The organism is Enterococcus sp. DIV0840 (assembly GCF_050527835.1).
Lineage (GTDB): Bacteria > Bacillota > Bacilli > Lactobacillales > Enterococcaceae > Enterococcus_L > Enterococcus_L ureasiticus.
Map to the genome: position 1 here is coordinate 1,619,983 of NZ_CP172876.1, position 25,412 is coordinate 1,645,394.

Annotated in this window: 22 protein-coding genes; 17 read left to right on the plus strand and 5 right to left on the minus strand. The window is 37.2% G+C overall.

The window, feature by feature from the left end; genetic code table 11:
• The 3 genes from purN to purD are packed head-to-tail and all read left to right on the plus strand — an operon-like array spanning window position 1 to window position 3,401.
• On the plus strand, window positions 1-585 hold the full coding sequence (purN, locus tag IGL98_RS07680; protein ID WP_206843033.1) for a phosphoribosylglycinamide formyltransferase: 585 nt from the start codon (window positions 1-3) through the stop codon (window positions 583-585).
• Window positions 582-2,123 carry a bifunctional phosphoribosylaminoimidazolecarboxamide formyltransferase/IMP cyclohydrolase gene (gene purH, locus IGL98_RS07685; RefSeq protein WP_206843034.1) on the plus strand — a complete coding sequence of 514 codons (1,542 nt, stop codon included), beginning with the start codon at window positions 582-584 and terminating at the stop codon, window positions 2,121-2,123. The genes purN and purH overlap by 4 nt, the downstream gene beginning before the upstream one ends.
• Before the next feature lie 12 nt (window positions 2,124-2,135).
• The gene (gene purD, locus IGL98_RS07690) at window positions 2,136-3,401 is read left to right on the plus strand and encodes a phosphoribosylamine--glycine ligase (RefSeq protein ID WP_206843036.1); all 1,266 of its coding nucleotides are present in this window, start codon (window positions 2,136-2,138) and stop codon (window positions 3,399-3,401) included.
• A gap of 87 nt (window positions 3,402-3,488) precedes the next feature.
• Here purD and IGL98_RS07695 read toward each other — a convergent pair whose 3' ends face one another.
• Both IGL98_RS07695 and IGL98_RS07700 read right to left on the minus strand, forming a co-directional pair.
• Window positions 3,489-3,878, minus strand: coding sequence for a hypothetical protein (locus IGL98_RS07695; protein ID WP_206843037.1), 390 nt, complete (start codon window positions 3,876-3,878; stop codon window positions 3,489-3,491).
• Window positions 3,879-4,013: 135 nt separating this feature from the next.
• Entirely contained in the window at window positions 4,014-4,682 is a 669-nt protein-coding gene (locus IGL98_RS07700; RefSeq protein WP_069646498.1) for a DNA/RNA non-specific endonuclease, read from the minus strand.
• A gap of 199 nt (window positions 4,683-4,881) precedes the next feature.
• Here IGL98_RS07700 and IGL98_RS07705 point away from each other — a divergent pair, with 199 nt between their 5' ends.
• From IGL98_RS07705 to IGL98_RS07720, 4 genes are all read left to right on the plus strand, one after another.
• Complete coding sequence (locus tag IGL98_RS07705) at window positions 4,882-5,583, plus strand: ABC transporter ATP-binding protein (RefSeq protein ID WP_206843039.1); 702 nt, start codon at window positions 4,882-4,884, stop codon at window positions 5,581-5,583.
• Between the two features lie 6 nt (window positions 5,584-5,589).
• On the plus strand, window positions 5,590-9,018 hold the full coding sequence (locus tag IGL98_RS07710; protein ID WP_206911768.1) for an FtsX-like permease family protein: 3,429 nt from the start codon (window positions 5,590-5,592) through the stop codon (window positions 9,016-9,018).
• Between the two features lie 202 nt (window positions 9,019-9,220).
• Entirely contained in the window at window positions 9,221-9,745 is a 525-nt protein-coding gene (locus IGL98_RS07715; protein WP_206843043.1) for a hypothetical protein, read from the plus strand.
• A gap of 20 nt (window positions 9,746-9,765) precedes the next feature.
• Window positions 9,766-11,244: a flotillin family protein gene (locus IGL98_RS07720; protein WP_069646494.1), complete on the plus strand. Its 1,479-nt coding sequence runs from the start codon at window positions 9,766-9,768 to the stop codon at window positions 11,242-11,244.
• A gap of 52 nt (window positions 11,245-11,296) precedes the next feature.
• On the opposite strand, the gene IGL98_RS07725 is transcribed toward IGL98_RS07720, so the two are convergent.
• Complete coding sequence (locus tag IGL98_RS07725) at window positions 11,297-11,908, minus strand: FUSC family protein (RefSeq protein WP_206843046.1); 612 nt, start codon at window positions 11,906-11,908, stop codon at window positions 11,297-11,299.
• Between the two features lie 116 nt (window positions 11,909-12,024).
• On the opposite strand from IGL98_RS07725, the gene IGL98_RS07730 reads away from it, so the two are divergent.
• Both IGL98_RS07730 and IGL98_RS07735 read left to right on the plus strand, forming a co-directional pair.
• On the plus strand, window positions 12,025-12,984 hold the full coding sequence (locus IGL98_RS07730; protein ID WP_206843048.1) for an aromatic acid exporter family protein: 960 nt from the start codon (window positions 12,025-12,027) through the stop codon (window positions 12,982-12,984).
• A gap of 139 nt (window positions 12,985-13,123) precedes the next feature.
• Window positions 13,124-13,627, plus strand: coding sequence for an HD domain-containing protein (locus IGL98_RS07735; protein ID WP_010771925.1), 504 nt, complete (start codon window positions 13,124-13,126; stop codon window positions 13,625-13,627).
• Between the two features lie 70 nt (window positions 13,628-13,697).
• On the opposite strand, the gene IGL98_RS07740 is transcribed toward IGL98_RS07735, so the two are convergent.
• Window positions 13,698-15,053: an MATE family efflux transporter gene (locus tag IGL98_RS07740; protein WP_206843049.1), complete on the minus strand. Its 1,356-nt coding sequence runs from the start codon at window positions 15,051-15,053 to the stop codon at window positions 13,698-13,700.
• Between the two features lie 341 nt (window positions 15,054-15,394).
• Here IGL98_RS07740 and IGL98_RS07745 point away from each other — a divergent pair, with 341 nt between their 5' ends.
• The 5 genes from IGL98_RS07745 (at window position 15,395) to recQ (ending at window position 21,865) form a co-directional block, all read left to right on the plus strand.
• Entirely contained in the window at window positions 15,395-16,645 is a 1,251-nt protein-coding gene (locus IGL98_RS07745; protein ID WP_242590127.1) for a voltage-gated chloride channel family protein, read from the plus strand.
• A 55-nt stretch (window positions 16,646-16,700) separates the two neighbouring features.
• On the plus strand, window positions 16,701-16,979 hold the full coding sequence (locus IGL98_RS07750) for a UPF0223 family protein (RefSeq protein ID WP_206843052.1): 279 nt from the start codon (window positions 16,701-16,703) through the stop codon (window positions 16,977-16,979).
• Window positions 16,980-16,995: 16 nt separating this feature from the next.
• The gene (locus IGL98_RS07755; protein WP_206911780.1) at window positions 16,996-17,754 is read left to right on the plus strand and encodes an inositol monophosphatase family protein; all 759 of its coding nucleotides are present in this window, start codon (window positions 16,996-16,998) and stop codon (window positions 17,752-17,754) included.
• Window positions 17,755-17,976: 222 nt separating this feature from the next.
• Window positions 17,977-19,803 (plus strand): translational GTPase TypA, encoded by a 1,827-nt coding sequence (gene typA / locus IGL98_RS07760; RefSeq protein WP_069646488.1) that lies wholly within the window; start codon window positions 17,977-17,979, stop codon window positions 19,801-19,803.
• Window positions 19,804-20,077: 274 nt separating this feature from the next.
• Complete coding sequence (gene recQ / locus IGL98_RS07765) at window positions 20,078-21,865, plus strand: DNA helicase RecQ (RefSeq protein WP_206843053.1); 1,788 nt, start codon at window positions 20,078-20,080, stop codon at window positions 21,863-21,865.
• A gap of 68 nt (window positions 21,866-21,933) precedes the next feature.
• Here recQ and IGL98_RS07770 read toward each other — a convergent pair whose 3' ends face one another.
• Window positions 21,934-22,713: an ABC transporter ATP-binding protein gene (locus IGL98_RS07770; RefSeq protein ID WP_206911766.1), complete on the minus strand. Its 780-nt coding sequence runs from the start codon at window positions 22,711-22,713 to the stop codon at window positions 21,934-21,936.
• Window positions 22,714-22,871: 158 nt separating this feature from the next.
• Here IGL98_RS07770 and IGL98_RS07775 point away from each other — a divergent pair, with 158 nt between their 5' ends.
• The 3 genes from IGL98_RS07775 (at window position 22,872) to gndA (ending at window position 25,343) form a co-directional block, all read left to right on the plus strand.
• On the plus strand, window positions 22,872-23,441 hold the full coding sequence (locus IGL98_RS07775; RefSeq protein ID WP_069646485.1) for a YceD family protein: 570 nt from the start codon (window positions 22,872-22,874) through the stop codon (window positions 23,439-23,441).
• A gap of 56 nt (window positions 23,442-23,497) precedes the next feature.
• Window positions 23,498-23,677: a 50S ribosomal protein L32 gene (gene rpmF / locus IGL98_RS07780; RefSeq protein ID WP_010763436.1), complete on the plus strand. Its 180-nt coding sequence runs from the start codon at window positions 23,498-23,500 to the stop codon at window positions 23,675-23,677.
• Between the two features lie 244 nt (window positions 23,678-23,921).
• Window positions 23,922-25,343 carry an NADP-dependent phosphogluconate dehydrogenase gene (gene gndA / locus IGL98_RS07785; protein WP_206843055.1) on the plus strand — a complete coding sequence of 474 codons (1,422 nt, stop codon included), beginning with the start codon at window positions 23,922-23,924 and terminating at the stop codon, window positions 25,341-25,343.
• Window positions 25,344-25,412: the final 69 nt, after the last annotated feature.

Here is a 25,412-nt window from a genome sequence, read left to right on the forward strand (position 1 = left end):
ATGAAATTAGCGGTGTTTGCCTCAGGGAATGGCAGTAATTTTCAAGCAATTGCCAAAGCTGTAGCGGATGGAACAATCGATGCTGAGCTTACGTTATTGTTCTGTGACAGAAAAGACGCATATGTAGTAGAACGAGCACGATCGATGTCGATTCCAGTTATTTCATTTTCACCAAAAGATTTTGAATCAAAAGCGATGTACGAAGCAGAAATCCTTCATTTACTTGAGGAAGAGCAAATTGACTTAGTGGTTTTAGCTGGATATATGAGAATCATTGGACCGACTTTGTTAGAAGCTTTTCCAATGCGGATAATCAATATCCATCCATCTTTATTACCAGATTTTCCTGGACTGTTTGCGATTCGAGATGCCTTTTACGGAAATGTATCTGAAACGGGCGTAACGATTCATTATGTGGATGATGGCGTCGATACTGGACCGATCATTGCCCAAGAAAAAATCGCGATTGAAGCGAGTGACGCGCTTGATTCATTAGAAGAAAAAATTCATAATATAGAGCATAAACTGTTTCCAACTGTCTTAGCACAACTTATAAAAACGCAGCAAGGAGAGAGCCGTTCATGACAAAAAAAAGAGCATTGATCAGCGTTTCAGATAAAACAGGAGTAATCGCTTTTGCGAAAGGTTTGGTAGAGCAAGGAATCGAAATTATTTCTACTGGTGGAACGAAAGCGGTACTTGAGCAGGCTGGAATCACCACGATTTCCATAGAAGAGGTAACTGATTTTCCAGAGATGATGGATGGTCGTGTCAAAACATTGCATCCTAAAATCCATGGTGGTTTATTGGGGCGTCGTGATTTGACTAGTCATATGGCTGCAATGGAAACTTATGGTATTCAGCCGATCGATTTTGTTTGTGTAAACTTGTATCCATTTAAGGAAACGATCCTAAAAGAAGATGTAAAACAAGAGCAAGCAATTGAAAATATTGATATTGGCGGACCTAGTATGTTAAGAAGTGCTGCGAAAAATCATCAATTTGTGACGGTTGTGGTCGATCCTAAAGATTATGAGCGAGTGTTAACTGAGGTTTCAAAAACAGGCGCAACAACTTTAGCCACAAGGCAAAAATTAGCAGCAAAAGTGTTTCGACATACTGCAGCGTATGATGCGTTGATCGCAGAATATTTGACTGATGCAGTAGGTGATAAAGATCCAGAAACCTTGACTTTGACATATGATTTAAAACAAGTATTGCGCTATGGGGAAAATAGTCATCAACAAGCTGCTTTCTATCAAAATGCCTTGCCTGTCTCATTTTCAATTGCTAGTGCTAAGCAACTTCATGGTAAAGAACTATCTTACAATAATATCAAAGACGCAGACGCTGCGATTCGAATTTCTAGAGAATTTGAGCAACCAGCTGTTGTTGCAGTCAAACATATGAATCCATGTGGAATCGGCATCGGTGAAACAATCAACGAAGCGTATCAATATGCGTATGAAGCAGATCCTGTCTCGATTTTTGGTGGAATTATCGTATTAAATCGCGAAGTTGATCGTCAAATTGCTGAAAAAATGCATCAACTCTTTCTTGAAATCGTTATTGCCCCAAGCTTTTCAGAAGCAGCATTCGCTATTTTAAGTAGTAAAAAAAATCTTCGCCTGATGACCTTAGACTTTTCTAAGAAAGTTCAAGCAATAGAAGACGAAAAAGTTTCGGTTTTAGGCGGATTACTTGTTCAAAATCAAGACATTGTTAAAGAAAAAATAGAAGATTGGCAAGTCGTCACCAAAAGACAACCGACTGAGGATGAATTAAAGGCACTCGAATTTGCTTGGAAAACAGTCAAGCATGTAAAAAGCAACGCCATTGTTGTTGCTAATAATCACCAAACATTAGGAATTGGCGCAGGTCAAATGAATCGTGTGGGCTCTGTACAAATTGCAATCGATCAAGCAGGGACAAAAATTAATGAAGCCGTTCTAGCGAGCGATGCTTTTTTCCCAATGGGGGATAGTGTCGAATATGCTGGGAAACACGGTATTAAGGCGATCATCCAACCTGGAGGCAGTATAAAAGATCAAGAGTCGATCGAAATGGCAGACCACTATGGAATTGCTATGGTATTTACGGATATCAGACACTTTAGACATTAAAAGGAGAAGTTGATGGGATTAACGATTTTAGTTATTGGAAGCGGCGGAAGAGAACATGCGATTGCACAAAAACTGATTCAAAGTCCTAACGTAAAGTCTGTTTATTGTGCTAAAGGTAATGCTGGCATGAAAAAAGATGGGATACAATTAGTCGATATTGCAGAAGACGATCATTCTGGATTGATCAAATTTGCGAAGGAAAACGGAATTGATTGGACATTTGTCGGTCCTGAAATCCCATTATTGAATGGGATCGTGGATGATTTTACTGCCGCAGGTTTACTGGCTTTTGGACCACTCGAAGCTGCAGCGTTTATTGAAGGGTCTAAAGACTTTGCCAAAAAAATCATGAAGAAATATAAAATACCGACTGCAAACCATCAAACCTTTTCTGACTTTGCTAAAGCTCGAGATTATGTTATCGAGAATGGAGCACCAATCGTTATTAAAGCGGATGGATTAGCTGCTGGAAAAGGCGTTGTTGTGGCAGAGACCGTTGAAGAGGCAATTGAAGCGTTGAAAGATATGCTACAAGAGAATAAATTCGGATCAAGTGGGGCTAAAGTTGTGGTTGAAGAATTTCTTATCGGAGAAGAATTTTCTTTACTAGCTTTCGTTCGTGAGCAAGAAGTTTACCCAATGGTGATTGCACAAGATCATAAGCGTGCCTATGAAAATGATCTTGGACCGAATACTGGAGGAATGGGTGCCTATAGCCCGGTACCCCAAATTTCGGATGGAATGGTCAAAGAAGCAATTGAAACAATCGTAAAACCAACAGCACAGGGAATGGTGGCAGAAGGTCGATCATTTACTGGTATTTTATACACTGGATTGATTGCTACAGAGACGGGACCTAAAGTGATTGAATTTAACGCTCGGTTTGGTGATCCTGAAACACAAGTCGTCCTGCAACGTTTAGAAAGTGACTTTGCTCAAATCATTGATGATCTATTAAAAGGTAAACAACCCGATATTCAATGGAAGCAAGAGGGGTATAGCTTGGGAGTTGTTGTTGCAGCTGCTGGTTATCCAAATGATTATGAGAAAGGTTACTCGATTCCAGATTTTTCCGACTTAGAGACGGCGCAGGTCTATTACGCAGGAGTAAAGGAGGATGCCGGACAATTAGTTGCAAACGGCGGACGTGTTTACCTTGTTGAAGCGAGTGGCGAATCATTAGTTGAGGCGCAAGAAGCTGTTTATAAACTATTGAACAATACTGATACAAAAGGAACTTTTTATCGTAAGGATATTGGTTTTAAGGGACTTAAATAAAAAGTTGAACTACTGGTTTTAAGTTCTGTTGGGTTATAAAAATAGACTGATGCATAACTTAAATGTTATACATCAGTCTATTTTTAATTACGTATTCATTTTAGGCAAGATTTCAGAGTTTATTATTCCATTTGTATAATCAATAAAAAAATCTGATAAAAATAGGTCATATGATTCAATATCCGATTTATAAAGTGAAACAGGAATCACAAAAGTTTGCTCCATTGTGCCAGCAATATAATCGCCATCAATTGTTTTAGCTACGACTAGAAATCCGTGTTCCTTCCAAATGGAAAGATCATCTAAAGAAATCGTTTCGTCAGAGGCTAAGTACTGGACGTTTTGCTCAAACTGTTCTTCTACGGTTTGGCTGAAAATAACCGTACTATCTTCATCCTGTGCATTTTCTAAAACTGAAGTTAAAAAACTTTGTGGATCTGTTTCAGTTAGTTGTCTTTTGATTTTTTTAAAATTCATTAGGTACCTCCTGATTTAAAAGCTGAACAGGCTCGTTCAGCTCAAATGAAAAATAAGAAAGTCATAGTGCGGCGATTTTTGCCACAATCAGATGTTATCTTTTTCCCGAGAGACTAGCCTGTTTAATTTGATAATCTAGCGTTCATTCAATATCGTAACACGAAAATCAACCGTTGTATTTTTGTTTAACCCTTTAGCTTCTAATTCAATTTGCTTACATAACAATTCTGTTCCTTCATAAATAGGTGTGACACGATAACGAATGGTTTCACCTTTGTCTAATGCTTGACGAACCTGATTTTCATATTTAGTCATGAAAGGTGTGTTTACAGGTGTTTGATATAATGTGGTGAGATTTCTTGCATCATCACCGGAACCGCCAAGCTGACGACCAATCAAATGCCCTCTAGAATGAGTCGTCGGTTCTAAACCCGAAACGAAGCCGGGCGGACGAATATCTTTATTGGCTGATGTCCCTGTATTGACCATTGCAGGTTTCAATAAGGCATCGGCGCCAGTCGCACGTCCAAGTGAATCTAAAGCGTGATAATCAATCCAGCCTTTTTTACTATCGGTTAGTTCAGCTGCTGAAAAAGACGCAGGACCTAATTCTTTAGGACCTGGGTTTGTAGAACTTACAGGTTTTGTTGTACTAGGTTTTGCTTTTTCTTGCGTGTGAATGCCGAACATTTCTTGAATGTTATCTGGAACTTGAACCCCAAATACACCCAAAACTAAAATAATTAAAACCGCCACAAGCATAATTGCTGGACTAAATGGCGGTTTTTGTTTTTTTCTGGCCATATTTTTTCTCCTAACTACTATCAGAGATTGAGAAAGAAAGCTCATTTACTAAATAGAATTTTCAGACTCACCGTTTTTCCGATTTAATCTCATCCATCTATTATACGAAAAAAAATCAAAAAATCAAAAAGCTTTTGACCTGTCAGAGGACTTGTGTGCCTTCTTATGATAAAATTCTTTTGAGAGGGGATTGAAATTAATGGCTTATATCGATGTAATGAATGAATATAAAAGATATCATATGGGAGATACCACGATCGCTGCAAATGACGGGATCACTTTTTCAGTAGAAAAAGGCGAAGTTGCTGTTATTTTAGGGCCGAGTGGTGCAGGTAAATCGACCGTGCTAAATATTTTAGGCGGAATGGACACTTGCGACGAAGGGCAGATCGTAATCGATGGAACCGATATTGCAAAATTCAATGAAAAACAATTGACTACATACCGTAGAAATGATGTTGGTTTTGTTTTTCAATTTTACAATTTAGTACCCAACTTAACGACAAAAGAAAATGTTGAATTAGCATCTCAAATCGTTTCAGATGCATTCGATCCTGAAGAAGTACTGAAATCAGTTGGATTAGGTGCTCGGTTAGATAACTTTCCAGCACAATTATCTGGGGGCGAACAACAACGTGTGACGATTGCTAGAGCAATTGCCAAAAGACCAAAATTATTGTTGTGTGATGAGCCTACTGGAGCATTGGATTATGAAACAGGCAAACAAATTCTAACGATTTTACAAGAAACAGCCCGTAACACAGGAACTACTGTAATCATCATCACACATAATTCAGCAATCGCGCCAATGGCTGACCGAGTGATCCGTATCAATGATGCAAAGGTTCGAAGCGTGACGATCAATGAAGAACCAAAACCTGTATCTGAGATAGAATGGTAGGTGACAGTGTTGAAAAAAACAGCGTTACTTAAAACAAGTTTTCGTGAAATCAAACAATCAAAAACCCGATTTATATCCATTATGGGAATTATTTTTCTTGGTGTAATGGTTTTTGTTGGTCTAAAAGCCACAGGACCTGACATGACCCAAACTGCTTCGAATTATTATCAAACCCAAAAATTACCAGATGCTCGGATCGTTTCTACACTTGGTTTAACTGAAAAAGATGTTGAAGAAGCGAAACAGGTCAAAGACGTTCAAACAGTTTTTCCTAGATATACGAAGGATATTGCAATCAGCGAACGAAATGTAGCGGTGAAATTTGTCAGTTATGACTTAAAAGAAAAGCAACCGTTGATCGATTATCGAGTGGTTAAAGGCCGTATGCCTGAAAAAAGTGGAGAAATCGTATTAGATGATCTTGCCCAACTACGAGGGCACTATAAATTAGGAGAAACCTTAACTCTTTCAAAAGAAGACAATAAAGATAAATCTTTAAAAAATGAGCAATTTAAAATCGTCGGATTTGTCCAATCACCTGAATATATTGAGAATACTTCTAGAGGAAATACGACGATTGGAAAAGGATCATTAGATTTTTTTGCAGTAGTTCCAAAAGAAGATATGAACCTTTCTTCTTATACAGAAATTCTTGTATCGTTTAAAGGCCTTAACAATATAGATAGCTATTCACAAGAGTATAAAGACAAACGAGAAAAAGCAGTTGCATCAGTCAAACAAGCGCTAAAAAAACGTCCAGAGCAACGTGTAGAAGAAATTCGTGAAGAATCAAAAGCTTCATTTGAAAAAGCACAAAAAGAGATTACGGATGGCGAAAACGCGTTGAAAGATGCTGAAAGCAAACTGCAGACAAGTGAACAGGAACTAGCATCAGGAAAACAAGAGCTAGTACAAGCGCAAGAGACCTACACGGAACAAATCGCTGCCGCAGAAAATAAACTCGAATCAACTCAAGCAACGATCACAAATGGTGAAAATGAACTTGCCTCACAAAAGAGTGTACTGGAAACAAAGAAAAATGAATTAGCGCAAGCCCAAGCTCAAGTTGAACAAGGTCAAAATGCCTTGCCTGGTTTACAGCAACAACGTAACGAGTTAGCATCGTCGAGCGAATCATTGAATCAGTTGGTTAATGGTTATCAGAGTTTAGCATCATCGGTAGCTATTTTAGATCGTGTGCCAGATGATGCATTAGCTGAAAGTATTGTAGACGCTGCGCCGCAGTTACAAGCGGCAGTTCAAGCATTAGGTGCACCAGCAGAAATTTCTACTGCAATCAATCAATTAATCACTCAACCAGAAAGAGGAAATATCGCTTTTGTTATGGAGACGATAAATGGCGCTTTAGGCAATTTGTCAACGCAACAAGCTCAAGCTGCCGAAGGGCTACAAACACTTGACCAAACAATCAATACCATCAATCAGTCAATCACGCAATATGCAAATGGTCAACAACAACTTGCAGTGGCTGAGACTCAAATCACTCAAGCGGAAGCTCAGTTAGCCGCTGGTAAAGAACAGTTGGCAGCCGGTCAAGCGCAATTAGAACAGTCTAAAATTGATGGTCAAACAAAATTAAACGAAGCGCAAGCAAAAATTGATGAAAGTCAAAAAGCCTACGATCAAGGCTTAGCAGAGTTTCAAAAGAAAAAGACAGAATCTTCAACAAAACTAAATGATGCCAAGAAACAATTGGAAGAGAAGCAAAAAGAATTAGCAGATTTAAAAGCAGCCGATTATTATTATTTTACAAGAGATGATAATCCCGGCTATTCTGAATACGAAGATAACGCCAATCGTATTTCTTCTTTATCAACAGTTTTTCCAATTTTCTTTTTCTTGATTGCGGCATTAGTCAGTTTAACGACGATGACGCGAATGGTTGAAGAAAAGCGGATGGAAATTGGTAGTCTGAAAGCATTAGGGTATCGAAATGGTGAGATCGCCTTTAAATTTTTAGTATATGCTGCGATTGCCAGCCTCTGTGGTGCTATTTTAGGATTGTTTGTGGGGTATTATTTATTCCCAACGATCATTTTTGATGCGTATGGACAGTTATATAATATTCCCGATTTTGTTACACCATGGTATTTAAGTTATAGTTTGATTGGAATATTCGTTGCTGTAATATGTACGGCGGGGGCCGCAATGGTTGTTTTACGAATCGATTTATTCAGTACACCGTCGAGCTTATTGCGTCCAAAAGCACCTAAAGCAGGGCAAAGAATCTGGTTGGAACGGATGAAGCCGATTTGGAATCGATTAAGCTTTATTCAGAAAGTTACAGCTCGGAATTTATTTCGATACAAACAGCGAATGCTGATGACGGTTTTAGGTATTGCTGGTTGTATGGCGTTGATCATTACTGGATTTGGACTGAAAGATTCTATTTCAGATATCGTAGACGTTCAATTTAATAAGATCTGGCATTATCAGGCAATCGTGACGTTCAAAGATGATCGCTCTGAAAAAGAGGAGCAGAAATATCAAGCTGTCTTGGATAAAGTCAATGACTTGAAAGGGACGATGCCGTTATATGTTGAATCTTTAAAAACAACGAAAGATTCCAATGCCAAACAAGGTGTCTCCATCTATGTTCCTGAAAAACCAAAAGAAATCGACCAATTTATTTTATTCAATGATCGACAATCAGGTGAGAAGTACCAGCTGACAGATGATGGTGTGATCATTAATGAAAAACTGGCAAATCTTTTCCACTATAAAACTGGGGATACACTTGTTTTGAAAAATAGTGATAATCAAGAGTATAAGCTTAAAATCAATGCAATCGCCGAAAATTATACAGGTCACTTTGCCTATATGTCTCCTGACTATTATGAAAAAATATTCAAAATGAAACCTAGCTATAACACAGAATTCTTACTCTTTGATAAAACTCCGAGCGAGAAAGTTGAAGGCACGATCGGGAAAGAATTGATGGAAAATCAGAATGTTTTGAATGTGTCTTTCTTATCAATTTCAAGTGATGCTTTAGATGATACGATCCACAGTTTGAATATCGTAGTTTGGGTCTTGATTACAGTTTCTGGTTTATTGGCATTCATCGTTTTATATAATTTGACGAATATCAATATTTCAGAGCGAATTCGAGAACTTTCAACGATCAAGGTGTTGGGTTTTTATGATAAAGAAGTCACGATGTATGTATACCGTGAAAATATTATTTTAACGTTGATCGGTATTTTCTTCGGCTGTTTCTTTGGAAAACTTGTTCACAGTTATGTATTGACAACAGTAGAAGTTGATATGCTAATGTTTTCGCCAACGATTCATTGGCTGAGCTATCTATATTCAGCACTGATTACTCTGTTCTTTACGTTGCTGGTCATGTTCTTCATGCATAGAAAACTGAAGAAAGTCGATATGATCGAAGCGTTGAAATCAAATGAATAAAATAGATTAAAAATGGAACGAATAAGTCTTTTAATTAAGATTTATTCGTTTCATTTCTTTTTGTGAACGTAAATACACCCATCGTATGATTTTACAAGATTAGCTGTCATTTTGCGCAAAGTATTGGTAAAATATAAGTATCTTCATGAGAACGTCGGGAGAGAATGGGAAGAGTTGTTAAAAAGGAGAAAGGAGTGGGGATGTGATACAAGGAATTCCGATAGAGACAATTTATCTATATACGTTGATCGTTTGTGCAGGAATTGCGGTATTATTGGTTATATTTGGAGATGTCTTCGATTTTGATGGACCGATCGATCCAATGCTGGCGATTCCATGGTTGGCGTTTACTTCATTATTTGGTTATCTAGGAGAGCGATTGTTTGATTGGAATCATTTGATGTTGTTTCTTGTTAGTGGGGCATTGGCTTCAATTCTAGTATTTTTCTTGAATTTTTATGTGTTGATGCCAATGAAAAATGCAGAATCGACCCTTTCAATTTCCGAAAAGGACATGGAAGGTAATATGGCAACCGTTGTTACTCCGATACCCGTTGGTGGAATGGGCGAAATCCAATTAAAAAGTGTCACTGGATCAATCAGCCGACCAGCCGCTTTTTATGCTCCGCAAGATCAACCAATCGAACGAGGAGCGCAAGTGCTGATCATTGAAATCAGAGAACGCGTATGCTATGTAGTTCCGTATGAAGGAAGCTTACAATTATAAAAAAGAAGGGGTAGAAGAAAATGGAATTAGGGATTTTAGGACCAATTGCGCTGGTTGTTTTTATTTTATTGATGTTGTTGATCGTTTTTATTTCAAAATATCAAACAGCAAAACCAGATGAAGCGTTGATTATTAGTGGGAGCTATTTAGGTAGTAAAAATGTACATGCTGATGAAAGCGGTAATAAAATTAAAATTGTAAGAGGCGGAGGAGCTTTTGTTCTACCAGTCTTCCAACGATCAAACAGAATCAGTTTATTATCAAGTAAGTTAGATGTATCGACGCCAGAAGTTTACACAGAACAAGGGGTTCCAGTAATGTGTGATGGAACATCGATCATTAAAATTGGTTCGTCAGTAGAAGAAATTGCTACAGCAGCAGAACAATTTTTAGGAAAAACACGTGAAGAGCTTGAAAATGAAGCGCGTGAAGTGCTAGAAGGACATTTACGTTCGATCTTAGGTTCAATGACAGTAGAAGAAATTTATCAAAATCGTGATAAATTCAGTCAAAGTGTGCAAGAAGTTGCCAGTGTGGATTTAGCAAAAATGGGTTTGATCATCGTGTCATTTACCATCAAAGAAGTGCGCGACAAAAATGGCTACTTGGATTCTTTAGGTAAACCAAGAATCGCCCAAGTCAAACGTGATGCAGATATTGCTGAGGCTGAAGCTTGGAAAGAAACTCGTATCAAAAAAGCCGAAGCAGAAAAAGAATCACAACAAGCAGAGCTGCAACGTCAAACAGAAATCGCGGAAGCGTCAAAAGAAAAAGAATTAAAACTAGCAACGTATAAAGAAGCACAAGATATCGCAAAAGCCAAAGCTGACCAAGCCTACAATTTGGAAACAGCCAAAGCCCAACAAGAAGTTATTGCCCAAGAGATGGAAGTAAAAGTCATCGAACGTCAAAAACAAATCGAGTTGGAAGAAAAAGAAATCGTTCGTCGTGAAAAGCAATATGATTCAGAAGTGAAGAAAAAAGCGGATGCTGATCGTTATGCGAAAGAGCAAGAAGCGTTAGCTCAAAAAGCTCGTGAAGTAGCCGAAGCAGAAGCGGAACGTTTCCGCGTGGAATCATTAGCTGAAGCTGAAGCCAATCAAACTCGATTAGCAGGTCAAGCCGAAGCTGAATCTATTCTAGCTCGTGGTGCTGCTGAAGCCGAAGCAAAACAAAAAATTGCGGATGCCTTCAAGGAATATGGGGAAGCTGCTGTCCTAAGTATGGTAATGGAAATGTTACCACAATTAATGAAAGAAGCAGCGCAACCACTCAGCAATATCGATAAAATTTCGGTTGTTGATACTGGAGGCGGCGGTGAAAATGCTGGCGCTAACCGTATCACCAATTATGCAACGAATTTGTTAGCAGGAACACAAGAAACGTTAAAAGAAACAACAGGTTTAGATGTCAAAGAATTGATTGAAAACTTCTCTAAAAAAGGAACGAACAGCAATGTGAATTTCTATGGTGAAGAGGCATCTGGTGACAAGGAATAACAAATTTAAAAAATGCCAAAATCAGAAGTGATTTTGGCATTTTTTTATAAAGCTATTTTTTCATTTCATCATTTTTACTTTTCTCTGATTCGACTCGTTCCTGGACTTTTTTTCTAAGTTCTTCTAATTCCTGCTCTTTCTTCGCTAGCTCTTCTAGGTCCTCATTAATTTCATGTTCTTCTTCAATAGGTTTAGGCTTAAAAAAGAAATTTAACCCGATCCCGATAAACGTTCCAATAAATGTATCGATCACCCTTGATAAAGCGAAATAAAAGGATTCACCTTGAGGAATACTCAAAGAAATCAAAAGTAAAGTTGCTATTGCTGAGATAATGCCTGAATTATTGTTCATGCCATCTGAAACCACAATCACAACAATCACTAAAAAGGGCAGTAAAAACAACTCAACTAAAAAATCATTGGAAAAAAGATCCTTCACCAAAAAATATACGATTGCTAAACCGCCACCTAAAGTATTACCAAGAATTCTCGATTTTCCAAAAGTAAGACTGGTCGTTAAATCTTGCCGTAATGAAAAAACCGCTGCTAGAGCTGCAATCATCGGTGCTCCCCGATCGAATACTTTAAATAAAATAATACATAGCATAACAGCTAAAGCCGTTTTCAATGTGCGCAAACCTAGACGAAAAGGACCGACTTCCATGAGCTTTCTCTCCTATAATCAACATTTAATCAGTTTTCTATTTAATGATAACCGAAATAGAGGTAAAATTACTAGTATTAAAACGAAAGATTAATCATTTTGTGAGGAGCAGTCAAATGAAAATTGGATTACGAACTATTAAAACCGCAGTGAGTGCGACCTTATCAATGATCGTTGCAGGAAGCCTAGGTCTTTTATATCCAGCATCTGCCGGGATTATTTCTGTATTGAGCGTCACAAATACGAAGAAAACGTCTTTGTTAACAGGTCTTTATCGACTACTTTCTTTAGCATTAGCTACAACGATTGCCTATTTTTGCTTTTCTATTCTTGGGTTTAATGCGTTAGCTTTTGGTGTTTATTTGCTTTTATTTATTCCAGGAGCAGTGTATTTTAAACTTTCTGATGGGATCGTAGTAAGTTCTGTGTTAGTGACGCAATACCTAGTAGAACAAGACCTATCTTGGTCAATCATTGGAAATGAATTTTTATTGATGACGATTGGTGTTGGATTTGCTTTACTCATGAATCTATACATGCCGGATACCGAAAAACGATTGAAGGAAGATCAAGAAGTGATTGAAACGATGTTTCGCAAAATATTGAATAATATGGCAGCCTATCTGAACGAGCATACTAAAGAAAGAAACTTATTTGAAAAATGCAATGACTTAAAAGCATTTATCCGAACAGGAGAAAATTGGGCGAAAAATCATGCAGAAAATCAGCTGATTTCTTCGAATCATTATTATATCGAATACTTTACGATGCGACGCTTACAAAGTAATAGTTTGAAAGACATGCTACGGACTTTGGAAAAAATCACGGTTGAACCTGAACAAGTCGGAAACATTCAAGAATTATTGCAATATACTGCTGAAACTTTTGCTGAAAATAATGATGGACAAGATATTTTGGATAGAATTGCTCAAGTTTATGAAGCTTACCGAAAAAAAGAGTTACCGAAGACAAGAGAAGAATTTGAAAATCGTGCTCAGCTGTTTCAATTTTTACAGGTATTTCAATCTTTTATAGAAATCAAAGCTGAATTTGCGAAACATCAGAATGAAAAATAGAATTGTCCATTTATAAAGGAAATATTAAAGTTTAGTTACGTAATTCAAAAATCCTAGTATTTGCAAAATCACGGTGCTATACTTTCATCAAGTTAAAAAAACAGAAACTTTAGTCTCTAAAAAGGTGGAACCAGAATTAATGACTGAAAAATGGCGTGAAGATCAAGAATATATGTCTTATGTGGAAGATTTGTTGGAAACGGAAGAAGTACAGCGTTTAGGAAATTACACGCAGCATGTTCACTCAACTCGTTTAGATCATTCAATCAGCGTTTCTTATTATAGTTATAAACTAGCTAAAAAATGGAATGGTGATGCCAGAGCAACGGCTCGAGCTGGACTGTTACATGATTTGTTCTATTACGATTGGCGTACAACAAAGTTCGACGAAGGATCTCATGCATATATGCACCCAAGAATTGCAGTGAAAAATGCTGAGAAACTGACAGAACTTTCAGACTTAGAACGTGATATTATTATCAAACATATGTGGGGGGCAACGATTGCTCCGCCGAAATATAAAGAAAGCTATATTGTTACGATGGTTGATAAATATTGTGCGGTCAAAGAAGCATCTGAGCCGATGACGAACTCGGTGAAAGCGAAATGGCGTCAATACTTTCCTAGAAAACAATCCGTATAATAAAAAAGTCGATCGATTTTCTTTTTGAGAATCGGTCGACTTTTTTTTCGTATTTCAGTTAATGCGAAAGCTATTGTGTTTCAATTATTTGTTCATGTTCTAATTTCTTCAACCGCTTGATTGCCTTAAAGTAAGAAGCAAGCAACACAATCACAGAACCAGCCCAAGCAAGTGGTGATGCTAAAGCAGCACCGACAAATCCTAACGAAGCAGTTAAAATAATCGAGGCAAATGAACGCATGATCAATTCCATAATTCCAGCTATTGTAGGAATCACACTTTGTCCAAGACCCTGCAACGTATAACGAATAATAAACAAGATCGCTAACAACCAGTACATACTGCCGTTGACATTAAAATAAATCTGAGAAAGATTGAGCACTTCTGTTTCGTTTGCGCTGACGAAAAGAGTCATCAAATTTTGACCAAATAGAATCACGATTCCGCCAGCCAGAATACTAAAGCCAATACTCATCACAAGGCATTGATTGACGCCTTGTAAAATCCGTTTGTATTTTTTTGCGCCATAATTTTGGGCAGTAAAAGTGGCCATAGCGATGCCAAATGACATCATTGGTTGGGTAGCAAATTGTTCGATTTTGCCCGAAGCCGCTTGAGCAGCCACCACATCAGTACCTAAACTATTTAAAGCGGCTTGTAGAATAATCGCACCAATCGCAATGATCGATGATTGAAAAGCCATAGGTAAAGCAATATTTAAATGAGCTCGAAATTCATGTTTATCAATAGAAAAATCTTTCTTTCGTAATTGAAGATTGGGGATTTTCCACCGAATATAGATTATACATAAGACACTAGACACGATTTGAGCTGTAACAGTTGCAATACCAGCACCCGCAACCCCCATATGAAAATTAAGAATCAAAATCAAATCTAGTACAACATTAATAATACTTGCAATGATCAAAAATAAAAGAGGTGTTCGACTATCTCCTAAGGCCCGAATCACATTAGATAATAGATTAAATGCCATTGCAGCAAAGATTCCGATAAAAATAATGGATATAAAGGTTTGAGCATCATCAATAATTTCTAAAGGTGTTTGCATAAGGTGTAGCATTGGGCGAACAAATACCAAACTTAAGATGGTCAAAACAACTGTTACGATCCCACTAATGATGATTCCAGTAGCAAAGCTCTTTTTTACCCCACGATAATCTTGTCCGCCAAAACGTTGTGACGTTAAAATGGAAAGACCAGCAGTTAATCCTTGTGCAAAACCAATAATCAAAAAAGTAATACTCCCAGTCGAACCAACGGCTGCTAGAGCATCTTTCCCTAAGGTTTGACCAACGATGATCATATCAGCCATATTATAAAACTGTTGGAAAATGTTGCCGATCAATAACGGAATCGTAAAGAAAAAAATCAATTTTGCGGGATTACCATGTGTTAATTCCTTCAATGAAAACATCCTTTCATTTTGAGAGAATAATCCGATGGTAGATTTTCTCTACAATTTTTTTACAAAAGCAACAGTTAAAATAATGAACTAAATAGAGTGAAAATATTGAAAATTTCCTATTTATAGTAGCACAATATTAAGGTTTTGCAAGTGCTTTATTAAGGGATTTCAATATTTAGTTTAAAAGAGTCTGTTTCACTTTTCTATAGAGCAAAAATTTATTTTTTTCTCGTTTCTTTTCGTAAAAATTGTTATAATTGACCAGCACGGCTCTAAGTAGTGATAATATGGAGTAGTTGATGTGTTTTTTAAGGAGTGATCGAGTGAAAAGTGAATTAAATATGCCAATAAAAATCAGCATTTACATGGTTAAATGGCTAACGATTGCTTCGTTAATCGGACTAATAATGGGTATGTTATCTGCTTTTTTTCTGAAGAGTTTAGATGTTGTGACGCAAATCAGGCTGGATAATTCGTGGCTTTTATTACTACTGCCAATCAGTGGGGCTATTTTTGCCTTTCTTTATAAAAAATTTGGAGGAAATGCAGTAAGAGGAAATAATCTTGTGATCGATCAAGCCAATGGTGAACAAGAAAACATTCCATTACGCCTCATTCCACTAACGTTGTTTGGCACGATCACAACCCATTTATTCGGCGGTTCGGTGGGACGTGAAGGAACAGCAGTGCAGATGGGCGGAACGGTGGCTGATGCAGTCGGACGACTTTTTAGACTAGATAAACTTGAACGAGAAATCGTGATTATCAGTGGTATCAGTGCAGGTTTCAGCTCTGTTTTTGGAACCCCTTTAGCAGGGACGATTTTCGGATTAGAAGTTTTAATGATCGGTCGCTTAAGATCAGACGGGCTTTTCCCAAGTTTTTTTGCAGCTTTCTTTGCAAATTTTGTGACGGAATCATTTGGCGTAACGCATACACATTATGGCATGGGGCAAATACCAGACTGGTCTCTGATGTTGTTTATCAAAATAATGGTTGCCGGCATTTGTTTTGGTTTAGTTGGGTGGCTATTTAGTCGTTCGATCGTACGAGTTAAAAAAATCTATGCGAACTGGTTTGGGAATGTTGTTTTACGAAATTTCGTCGGAGGAATCATTGTGGTAGCAGCCGTTTTTATTTTACAGACGCAGCGTTACCTTGGATTAAGCTTACCGTTGTTAAAAGACGCGTTTAATGGTGAGAGTCACTGGTTTGATTTTCTTGGGAAGCTCTTTTTTACAGTGCTATCATTGGGGGCTGGTTATCAAGGTGGAGAAGTAACACCATTGTTTGAAATTGGCGCAACATTAGGAAGTAGTTTAGCAGTGATTTTACACTTATCGATCCCGTTTTTGGCTGGATTGGGCTTTATTGGAGTTTTTTCAGGCGCAACAAATACGCCGGTTGCTTGTTTTATTATGGGAATCGAGTTGTTCGGTAGCGAGGCAGCACTCTTTTTCTTTATGATTTGTTTGATCAGCTATATGTGCTCAGGGAACGCTGGAATTTATTCTGCTCAAAAAGTGGAAGTCGAAAAGGGTGTTTTGTTTTTACCCATCTTGACGAATTGGCAAAATAGAAAAAGAAAATGATAGACTATAGAATAATATTATTAGCCTATGATAAACTAGATGATGAGGTGAAAGCATGAAAGACTATCAGTATCCTTTAGATTTAGATTGGACAACCGATGAAATGGTGATCGTTACCAATCTGTGGTCAGCGGTAGAACAAGCAAACGAAACAGGGATCGATACCCAAACTTTTTTGAATACGTATAAAGAATTTAAAAAAGTCGTTAAAAGTATCGGAGAAGAAAAGCGTTTAGGCAATGAGTTTCAAAAAGCATCTGGCTATTCCCTTTATCGAACACTCCAACAAGCTAAAAAGCAAAATACAGGTAGATTAAAATTAGGAGCTGATTAATTTGACTTCAGAAAAAATGATTATTGAAATCAAAGAATGGTTAACAGAAGCAGCAGGTTATATTCGTGTGAGACTGACGAATAAACTTACCGTTTCGCAAAAGTCAGGTAGAACGGATTTAGTCACCAATATCGATGAAGAAATCCAATCATTTTTTATTAAGAAGATCAATCAGCACTATCCTAATGATCGAATATTAGCTGAAGAAAAAGGATTTAATACGATTGATTCATTTGCTGGTCGGGTTTGGATCATCGATCCAATCGATGGTACGATGAATTTTGTGATGGAGCAAGAAAATTTTTGTATCATGATCGCTGTTTATGAAGAAGGCGTTGGGCAATTGGGTTTTATTTATGATGTGATGAAAGAAGAATTGTATTGGGGTGGAAAAAATTACGGTGTTTTCCTGAATGATCGGAAATTGCCACAGCCTAAAGATGTCGCTTTGTCAGAAGGCTTAATTGGAATGAATGCCTATATGTATCGTAAAAATATCTACTCTGCTGGAGAAATCGGTCATGCATGTATGGGGATCAGAGTGAGTGGATGTGCGGGAGTTGAACTTATTGCTATGCTTAAAGGCAATCATATTGGGTATATTTCTAACCTGAGTCCATGGGATTATGCAGCAGGATTGGTATTGATAAACGAGTTTGGTTTTAAGTACTCTAATATAGAAGGAGAACCCTTAGCATTTGACAAGCGTGAATATTTTTTAGCAGCAACCCCTACAGCGTATACTCAAATTCAAGAAAAATTTATTCATAAATAGAAACTAGTTCTTCAGCATGTCAAAGAAAAAAGCTGATATTTCAACAGAAAACATTGCTTTTTTTCAGTAAATGTGTTATTTTTTCAAAAAAAGGCAATAAAATATGAAGTTTTCACAACTTTTGAAAGCTTTAGACTATATTTCATGAAAAAAATTTGGTATAATAAAAAGTCGGATTTAATGAACAAGTGACGTAAGGCAAAAGGATAAGGAGCAATTACATTGAAATACAGAGAAGATATTAGAAACGTGGCAATCATCGCCCACGTCGATCATGGTAAAACAACATTAGTAGATGAACTTTTAAAACAATCAGATACTTTAGATGGACACACACAATTACAAGAACGCGCGATGGATTCAAATGCGATTGAAAGCGAACGTGGAATCACGATTTTAGCTAAAAATACTGCAGTTGATTACAAAGGTACTCGTATCAACATTTTAGATACACCTGGACACGCGGACTTCGGTGGTGAAGTTGAGCGTATCATGAAAATGGTGGATGGCGTAGTTTTAGTTGTTGATGCCTATGAAGGAACAATGCCTCAAACTCGTTTCGTATTGAAAAAAGCATTGGAACAAAAAGTAACACCAATCGTTGTTGTAAATAAAATTGATAAACCTTCAGCGCGTCCAGAACACGTTGTTGATGAAGTCTTAGAATTATTTATCGAATTAGGTGCGGATGATGATCAATTGGATTTCCCAGTTATTTATGCATCAGCTTTGAACGGAACTTCAAGCAATTCTGATAACCCAGAAGACCAAGAACCAACAATGGCACCAATTTTTGACCAAATCATTGAACACGTACCAGCACCAGTTGATAATTCAGATGAACCATTACAATTCCAAGTATCATTATTAGACTACAATGATTATGTTGGACGTATAGGTATCGGCCGTGTGTTCCGTGGGACAATGAAAGTGGGCGACCAAGTTGCCTTGATGAAATTAGATGGTAGCGTGAAAAACTTCCGTGTTACTAAAATATTTGGTTTCTTTGGATTACAACGTGTTGAAATCAATGAAGCAAAAGCTGGCGATTTAATTGCCGTTTCTGGTATGGAAGATATCTTCGTTGGTGAAACTGTTGCTGACGTAGCACACCAAGAAGCTCTACCAATCCTACACATTGATGAACCAACATTACAAATGACATTCTTAGTAAATAACTCTCCATTTGCTGGTCGTGAAGGTAAATACGTAACTTCTCGTAAAATTGAAGAACGTTTAATGGCAGAATTACAAACAGACGTATCATTACTTGTAGAACCAATTGGACCAGATTCATGGACCGTATCTGGTCGTGGCGAATTGCATTTATCAATCCTGATTGAAAATATGCGTCGTGAAGGCTATGAATTACAAGTTTCTCGTCCTGAAGTTATCGAACGTGAAATTGAAGGCGTAAAATGCGAACCGTTTGAGCGTGTTCAAATCGATACTCCTGAAGAATACATGGGTAGTGTTATTGAATCATTAAGCTTACGTAAAGGTGAAATGCAAGATATGATCCATACTGGTAATGGTCAGATTCGTTTGATCTTCTTAGCACCAGCTCGTGGTCTGATCGGTTATACAACTGAATTCCTATCAATGACTCGCGGATACGGTATCATGCACCACACATTTGATCAATATCTACCAATGATTCAAGGAACAATTGGCGGACGCCGTCAAGGTGCACTTGTTTCAATCGATACAGGTAAAGCAACAACTTATAGTATTATGAGTATTGAAGAACGTGGAACTGTCTTTGTAGAGCCTACAACTGACGTTTACGAAGGAATGATCATTGGTGAAAATAACCGTGACAATGACTTAACCGTAAATATCACAAGAGCAAAACAAATGACTAACGTTCGTTCTGCCAACAAAGATCAAACATCTGTCATCAAAAAAGCAAAAATCCTTACATTAGAAGAATCTTTAGAATTCTTAAATGAAGATGAATATTGTGAAGTAACACCAGAAAGTATTCGTTTGAGAAAACAAATTCTTAACAAAAACGAACGTGAAAAAGCAAGTAAAAAGAAAAAATAGTCGAATAAACTACGATGATATAATCGAGTTTAAAAAGATGGGACAGAACTTAATAAGTTTTGTCCTATTTTTTGTGGATAACTTTTGATGAATCATTATAAAAAATGCGTATCCTATTGTAGGAACTTTGATAAACCAGGGTTTTGACTTTTAATAAAAAAGATACTGTGTTTCACATGGCGCAAATTGTTTCACGAACGGGAAAATCCTTTCTTGAATTGACCTATAGTGCATGCTAAAATAACAACCAGACACAAAGAACGGAGAGAATTTCATGATTGACATCAAAGACTTACTAAAGGAAAAATTTGGATACGACGAATTTCGTCAAGGACAAGAAGACATCATCAATCATGTTTTACATAAAGAAAATGTTTTAGGTATTATGCCGACAGGTGGTGGTAAGTCGATTTGTTACCAATTACCAGCACTCGTATTAGAAAATCTAACATTAGTGATTTCACCTTTGATTTCTTTAATGAAAGATCAGGTTGATGCTTTGAATATGATGGGGATTCCAGCTACATTCATTAACAGTACGATTTCACAGCAGGAAATGAATAAACGAGTTCAAATGGCTGTTAATCGTGAGGTGAAACTATTGTATATAGCACCTGAACGACTAGAGTCATTTGATTTTCAGCAATTATTATTACATGTACCAATCGATTTATTAGCGGTAGATGAAGCGCACTGTATTTCTCAATGGGGACACGATTTTCGTCCAAGTTATTTACGCTTAGCTGAGATTATTGAACAATTCCAACAGCAGCCTTCAGTCATTGCACTTACGGCCACTGCGACACCCCAAGTAGCAGAAGATATCCTTAAACAATTACACATTCCAAAAGATAATCAGATACAGACTGGTTTTGCTCGAGAAAATCTATCCTTTCAAGTTGTTAAAGACCAAAATCGAGATGTGTTCCTTTTAGAATATTTAAAGTTGAATCAAGGACAATCAGGTATTGTTTATGCAAGTACTCGGAAAGAAGTTGAACGAATCTATCATTTACTTCAAAGTAAAAAAATTGCTGTGGGTATGTATCATGGTGGGATGAATGAAAAGGAGCGAAATCACAATCAAGAAGAATTTTTATTCGATAAACTTCAAGTGATGGTTGCGACGAATGCGTTTGGTATGGGAATCAATAAGAGTAATGTCCGATTCGTGATTCATGCGCAAATACCTGGGAATATTGAGTCTTATTATCAAGAAGCTGGGCGTGCAGGACGTGATGGACTTCCAAGTGATGCTGTATTACTCTATGCACCACAAGATCTTCAAATTCAGCAATTCTTTATCGATCAATCAGAAATGACGATCGATTATAAACAAAAGGAATACATGAAATTAAGAGAAATGTCTCAATATGCAAATGCTCAAATGTGTCTACAGAAATTTATTTTACGTTATTTTGGTGAGAAAGGCTCTGATTGTGGTCGCTGTTCTAATTGTTTAGACGAGCGTGAATTGGTAGATATCACAGTGGATGTTCAAAAAGTTCTTTCTTGTGTGAAACGAATGGGCGAAAAGTTTGGTAAGGGGTTAGTTGGAAAAGTACTGACTGGTTCTAAGGATCAAAAAATCGATCAGTGGCATTTTCATCGTTTGCCTACGTATGGTTTGATGAAGGATAGAACACAAAAAGAAGTAAATCAATTGATCGATTATCTAACAGCAGAAAGATATTTAAATCCTTCAGATGGGCAATATCCATTGTTATCTGTTTCGCCAACTGGGGTTAAAGTCTTATTAGGCCAACAGACAGTGTTTAGAAAAGAAGATCAACGCGTTCGCAAAGTTGTTGTGAATGATGGGCTCTTTGAAACGTTAAGGGAATTACGGATGGATTTAGCGCAAGATGCGGGTGTGCCACCATACCTAATTTTCTCAGATAGTACATTGAAAGAAATGTGTGAAAAAATCCCTAAAAACTCAATTCAATTACTGCAAGTAAAAGGAGTAGGGCAGAATAAATTGGATAAATACGGAGAAAAATTCTTAACAGCAATCCAAACATTTAAACAGACTGAAGAAAAAGATGTTAGAACTCAGTAGAAGCAGGTACTTAGAATAGAGTGACAAAAAAGTTAGAGCAGGACTCTAACTTTTTTTGATCAACATTGTTATTTAGGATAAACAGCAAAACGTTCATCTTTTAATGGGATGATTTGAATCGGTTCAGCGTAAAAAGCTGCGAACTTTTCTTCATTAAAGAGTTCAGATTGTGTTCCATTTGCAAAAATTTCGCCATCTTTTAACAGCATCAAATGATCAAAACACGGCAGAATTTCTTCAGTGTGGTGTGTAACATAAAGTAGTGTAGGGTGATTTTCTTGTTCAGCAATTTTCTGGATTTGAGATAAGAGTTTTTCTCTAGCAAATAAATCTAAGCCATTACAAGGTTCATCTAGAATCAACAATTCTGGGTTAGTCATTAAGGCTCTTGAAATTAATACCAGTTGTCGTTCTCCCTGAGATAAAACTTCGTATTTTTTCCCGATAAGCGATTCACCACCGGCATTTCTTAAAATCGTTTTTGCTTGCTCCAGTTCTTCAAAAGTGTAGTTCTGATAAATACCGATACTGGCGAATTTGCCAGATAGAACAATTTTTTCGGCTGTCTCCCAGTTCTTCATCCGATATTGCAAAGCAGTGCTGACCCAACCAATTCTTCGCTGTAATGCGGGGATCGAGGCCTGACCAAACACTTGATCTAAAACCACCAAGCGTCCTTTGGTTGGCCATAAATACCCACAGATCAATTGCAAAAGCAGTGTTTTACCAGCACCGTTCAATCCAAGGATAGCCCAATTTTCGGATGTTTGAACTGACCAATTTACGTTATTTAACAACATCTTTTTATCCCGAATAAATGAGACATCTGTAAACTCAAAAGCTTTCATACTAACTCCTCCTTTGCTTTATTTTACCACTAAGATCGGAGAATAGAATAGTAGTAGTTGAAAAAAATTGAAAGAAGAAAACACTGTCAAGAAAATTTCATTGACAAAGCTTTCAAACCCTTGTATAATTGCTTTTGTTGCGTTATGAGGTGATGAATATGAAATGGTCTTTACTAGAACTAAACAAATACAAAGACGAACCCTGTGAATTTTCAGAGACACTTGATTTAAAAGCATCTTTGATGAAAAGAGATAATCTGATTCTAGATGTTAGTCCCGTCAAAGCAACCGGGATACTAGCTGTAGGGAAAGAAGAGTACTTGCTTCACTATAAAATCGATGTTATTGTAACAGTTCCATCTTCACGTTCTTTAACACCTGTTCCTCTTACACTTGTAATTGATGTTGATGAGGTATTTATGACTCCTGAACAATATCAGCAAAGAGATGAACGTTTGGCAGATGAAGAAATCATCTTGTTGGAGAAACCAACGATCGATTTAGATGAGTCAGTCGAAGATAACATTCTTTTGTCTATTCCAATTCAAGTATTATCAGAAGAAGAGCAAACAAGTCAAGATATGCCCAAAGGCAATGACTGGGAAGTTCTGTCGGAAGAAGACTATGAACAGAAAAGACAAGAAGAAGCACAACAAACAATGGATCCTCGTCTTGCTAAATTATCCGAATTGTTCAGTGAAACATCTGACGAAGACGATAAGCAGTAGGATTGGAATATATCGTGCATTTTATGCACACATCTTTACAAGGAGGTGGAACACCAATGGCAGTACCAGCTAGAAGAACTTCAAAAGCTAAAAAGGGCAAACGCCGTACTCATTACAAATTAACTATCAAAGGTTTGAATGCATGTTCAAACTGTGGTGAAATGAGAAAAAGCCATCACGTATGTCCAGCATGTGGTCATTACGATGGTAAAGACGTAATCTCTAAAGAAGCATAAAACATTTTTTTGAAAATGTTAAAATCCCTTAGGCTAACCATGGAGCCTAAGGGATTTATTTTTATTAAGAAGAACGGATTTGCTGGACAATCCTATGTAATTGTCCAAATTTAAAAAAATAAACAGGAATAAATTAAATTAATCGAACTATTTTGTTTTCATATCAAGCATTCTACGTTATAATGATGTAGATTATAAGAAAATTCTAATGAATTTCTTTTCAAAGATAGTGGGAGGATACAAGATGACAAAACAACAATTTGGCGTAGTCGGAATGGCCGTAATGGGAAAAAATTTAGCCTTAAACATTGAAAGTAGAGGATACTCAGTAGCTCTATTTAATCGTACAGGTTCAAAAACAACGGATGTCGTTGAAGAGCATCCGGATAAAAATTTTAAAGCGACTTATACAATTGAAGAGTTTGTAGACTCTATTGAAAAACCACGTCGTATTATGTTGATGGTTCAAGCAGGTTTTGCAACCGATGCGACGATTCAAGAGTTATTACCACATCTAGACAAAGGCGATATTTTGATTGACGGTGGGAATACATTCTTTAAAGATACGATTCGTAGAAATGAAGAATTGGCTAATTCAGGGATCAACTTTATCGGGACTGGTGTTTCCGGTGGTGAAGAAGGTGCGCTAAAAGGTCCTTCAATCATGCCTGGCGGTCAAAAAGAAGCCTATGAATTAGTAGCTCCGATTTTAGAAAAAATTTCAGCTAAAGCAGAAGATGGCGAACCATGTGTAACATACATTGGCCCAAATGGTGCTGGTCATTATGTTAAAATGGTGCATAACGGAATCGAATACGGTGATATGCAATTGATTGCTGAGTCTTATGATTTAATGAAAAATATTCTTGGTGTCTCTGTAGATGAGATGGCTGAGATTTTCAAAGAATGGAATCAAGGAGAATTAGATAGTTATCTTGTAGAAATCACAGCAGATATCTTAACACGCAAAGACGATGAAGGAACTGGTAAACCAATCGTTGATGTCATCATGGATGCTGCCGGTAATAAAGGAACAGGTAAATGGACAAGCCAAAGTGCGTTAGATTTAGGTGTTCCGCTACCGTTGATTACTGAATCTGTTTTCGCCCGTTTCATCTCCGCTTATAAAGATGAACGTGTGAAAGCAAGTAAAGTGTTAGCTAAGCCTGAAGCTCCTGCTTATCAAGGTGATAAAAAAGAGTTGATCGAAAAAATTCGTGAAGCACTTTACTTTAGTAAGATCATGAGCTACGCACAGGGATTTGCTCAATTACGTGTCGCTTCAGAAGATTATGAGTGGGACTTACCATTTGGTGAAATCGCTAAAATCTGGCGTGCAGGTTGTATCATCCGTGCTCAGTTTTTACAAAAAATTACAGATGCGTACGATAAAAATCCAACAATCGAAAACCTACTATTAGACGAGTACTTTATTGATATTACAAAAAAATATCAACAATCTGTTCGTGATGTTGTATCGATCGCTGTTCAAGCAGGCGTTCCAGTTCCAACATTTGCTTCAGCTATTGCTTATTATGACTCTTATCGTTCAGAACGCTTACCAGCAAATCTGATCCAAGCGCAAAGAGATTACTTTGGAGCACATACGTATCAACGTGTTGATAAAGAAGGTACTTACCACTATAGTTGGTATAACGAACAATAATATGTTGGAAAACCATGGGATTCAAAGATTTCTCATGGTTTTCTCTCTGTTAGATATGAAGGAAATAGG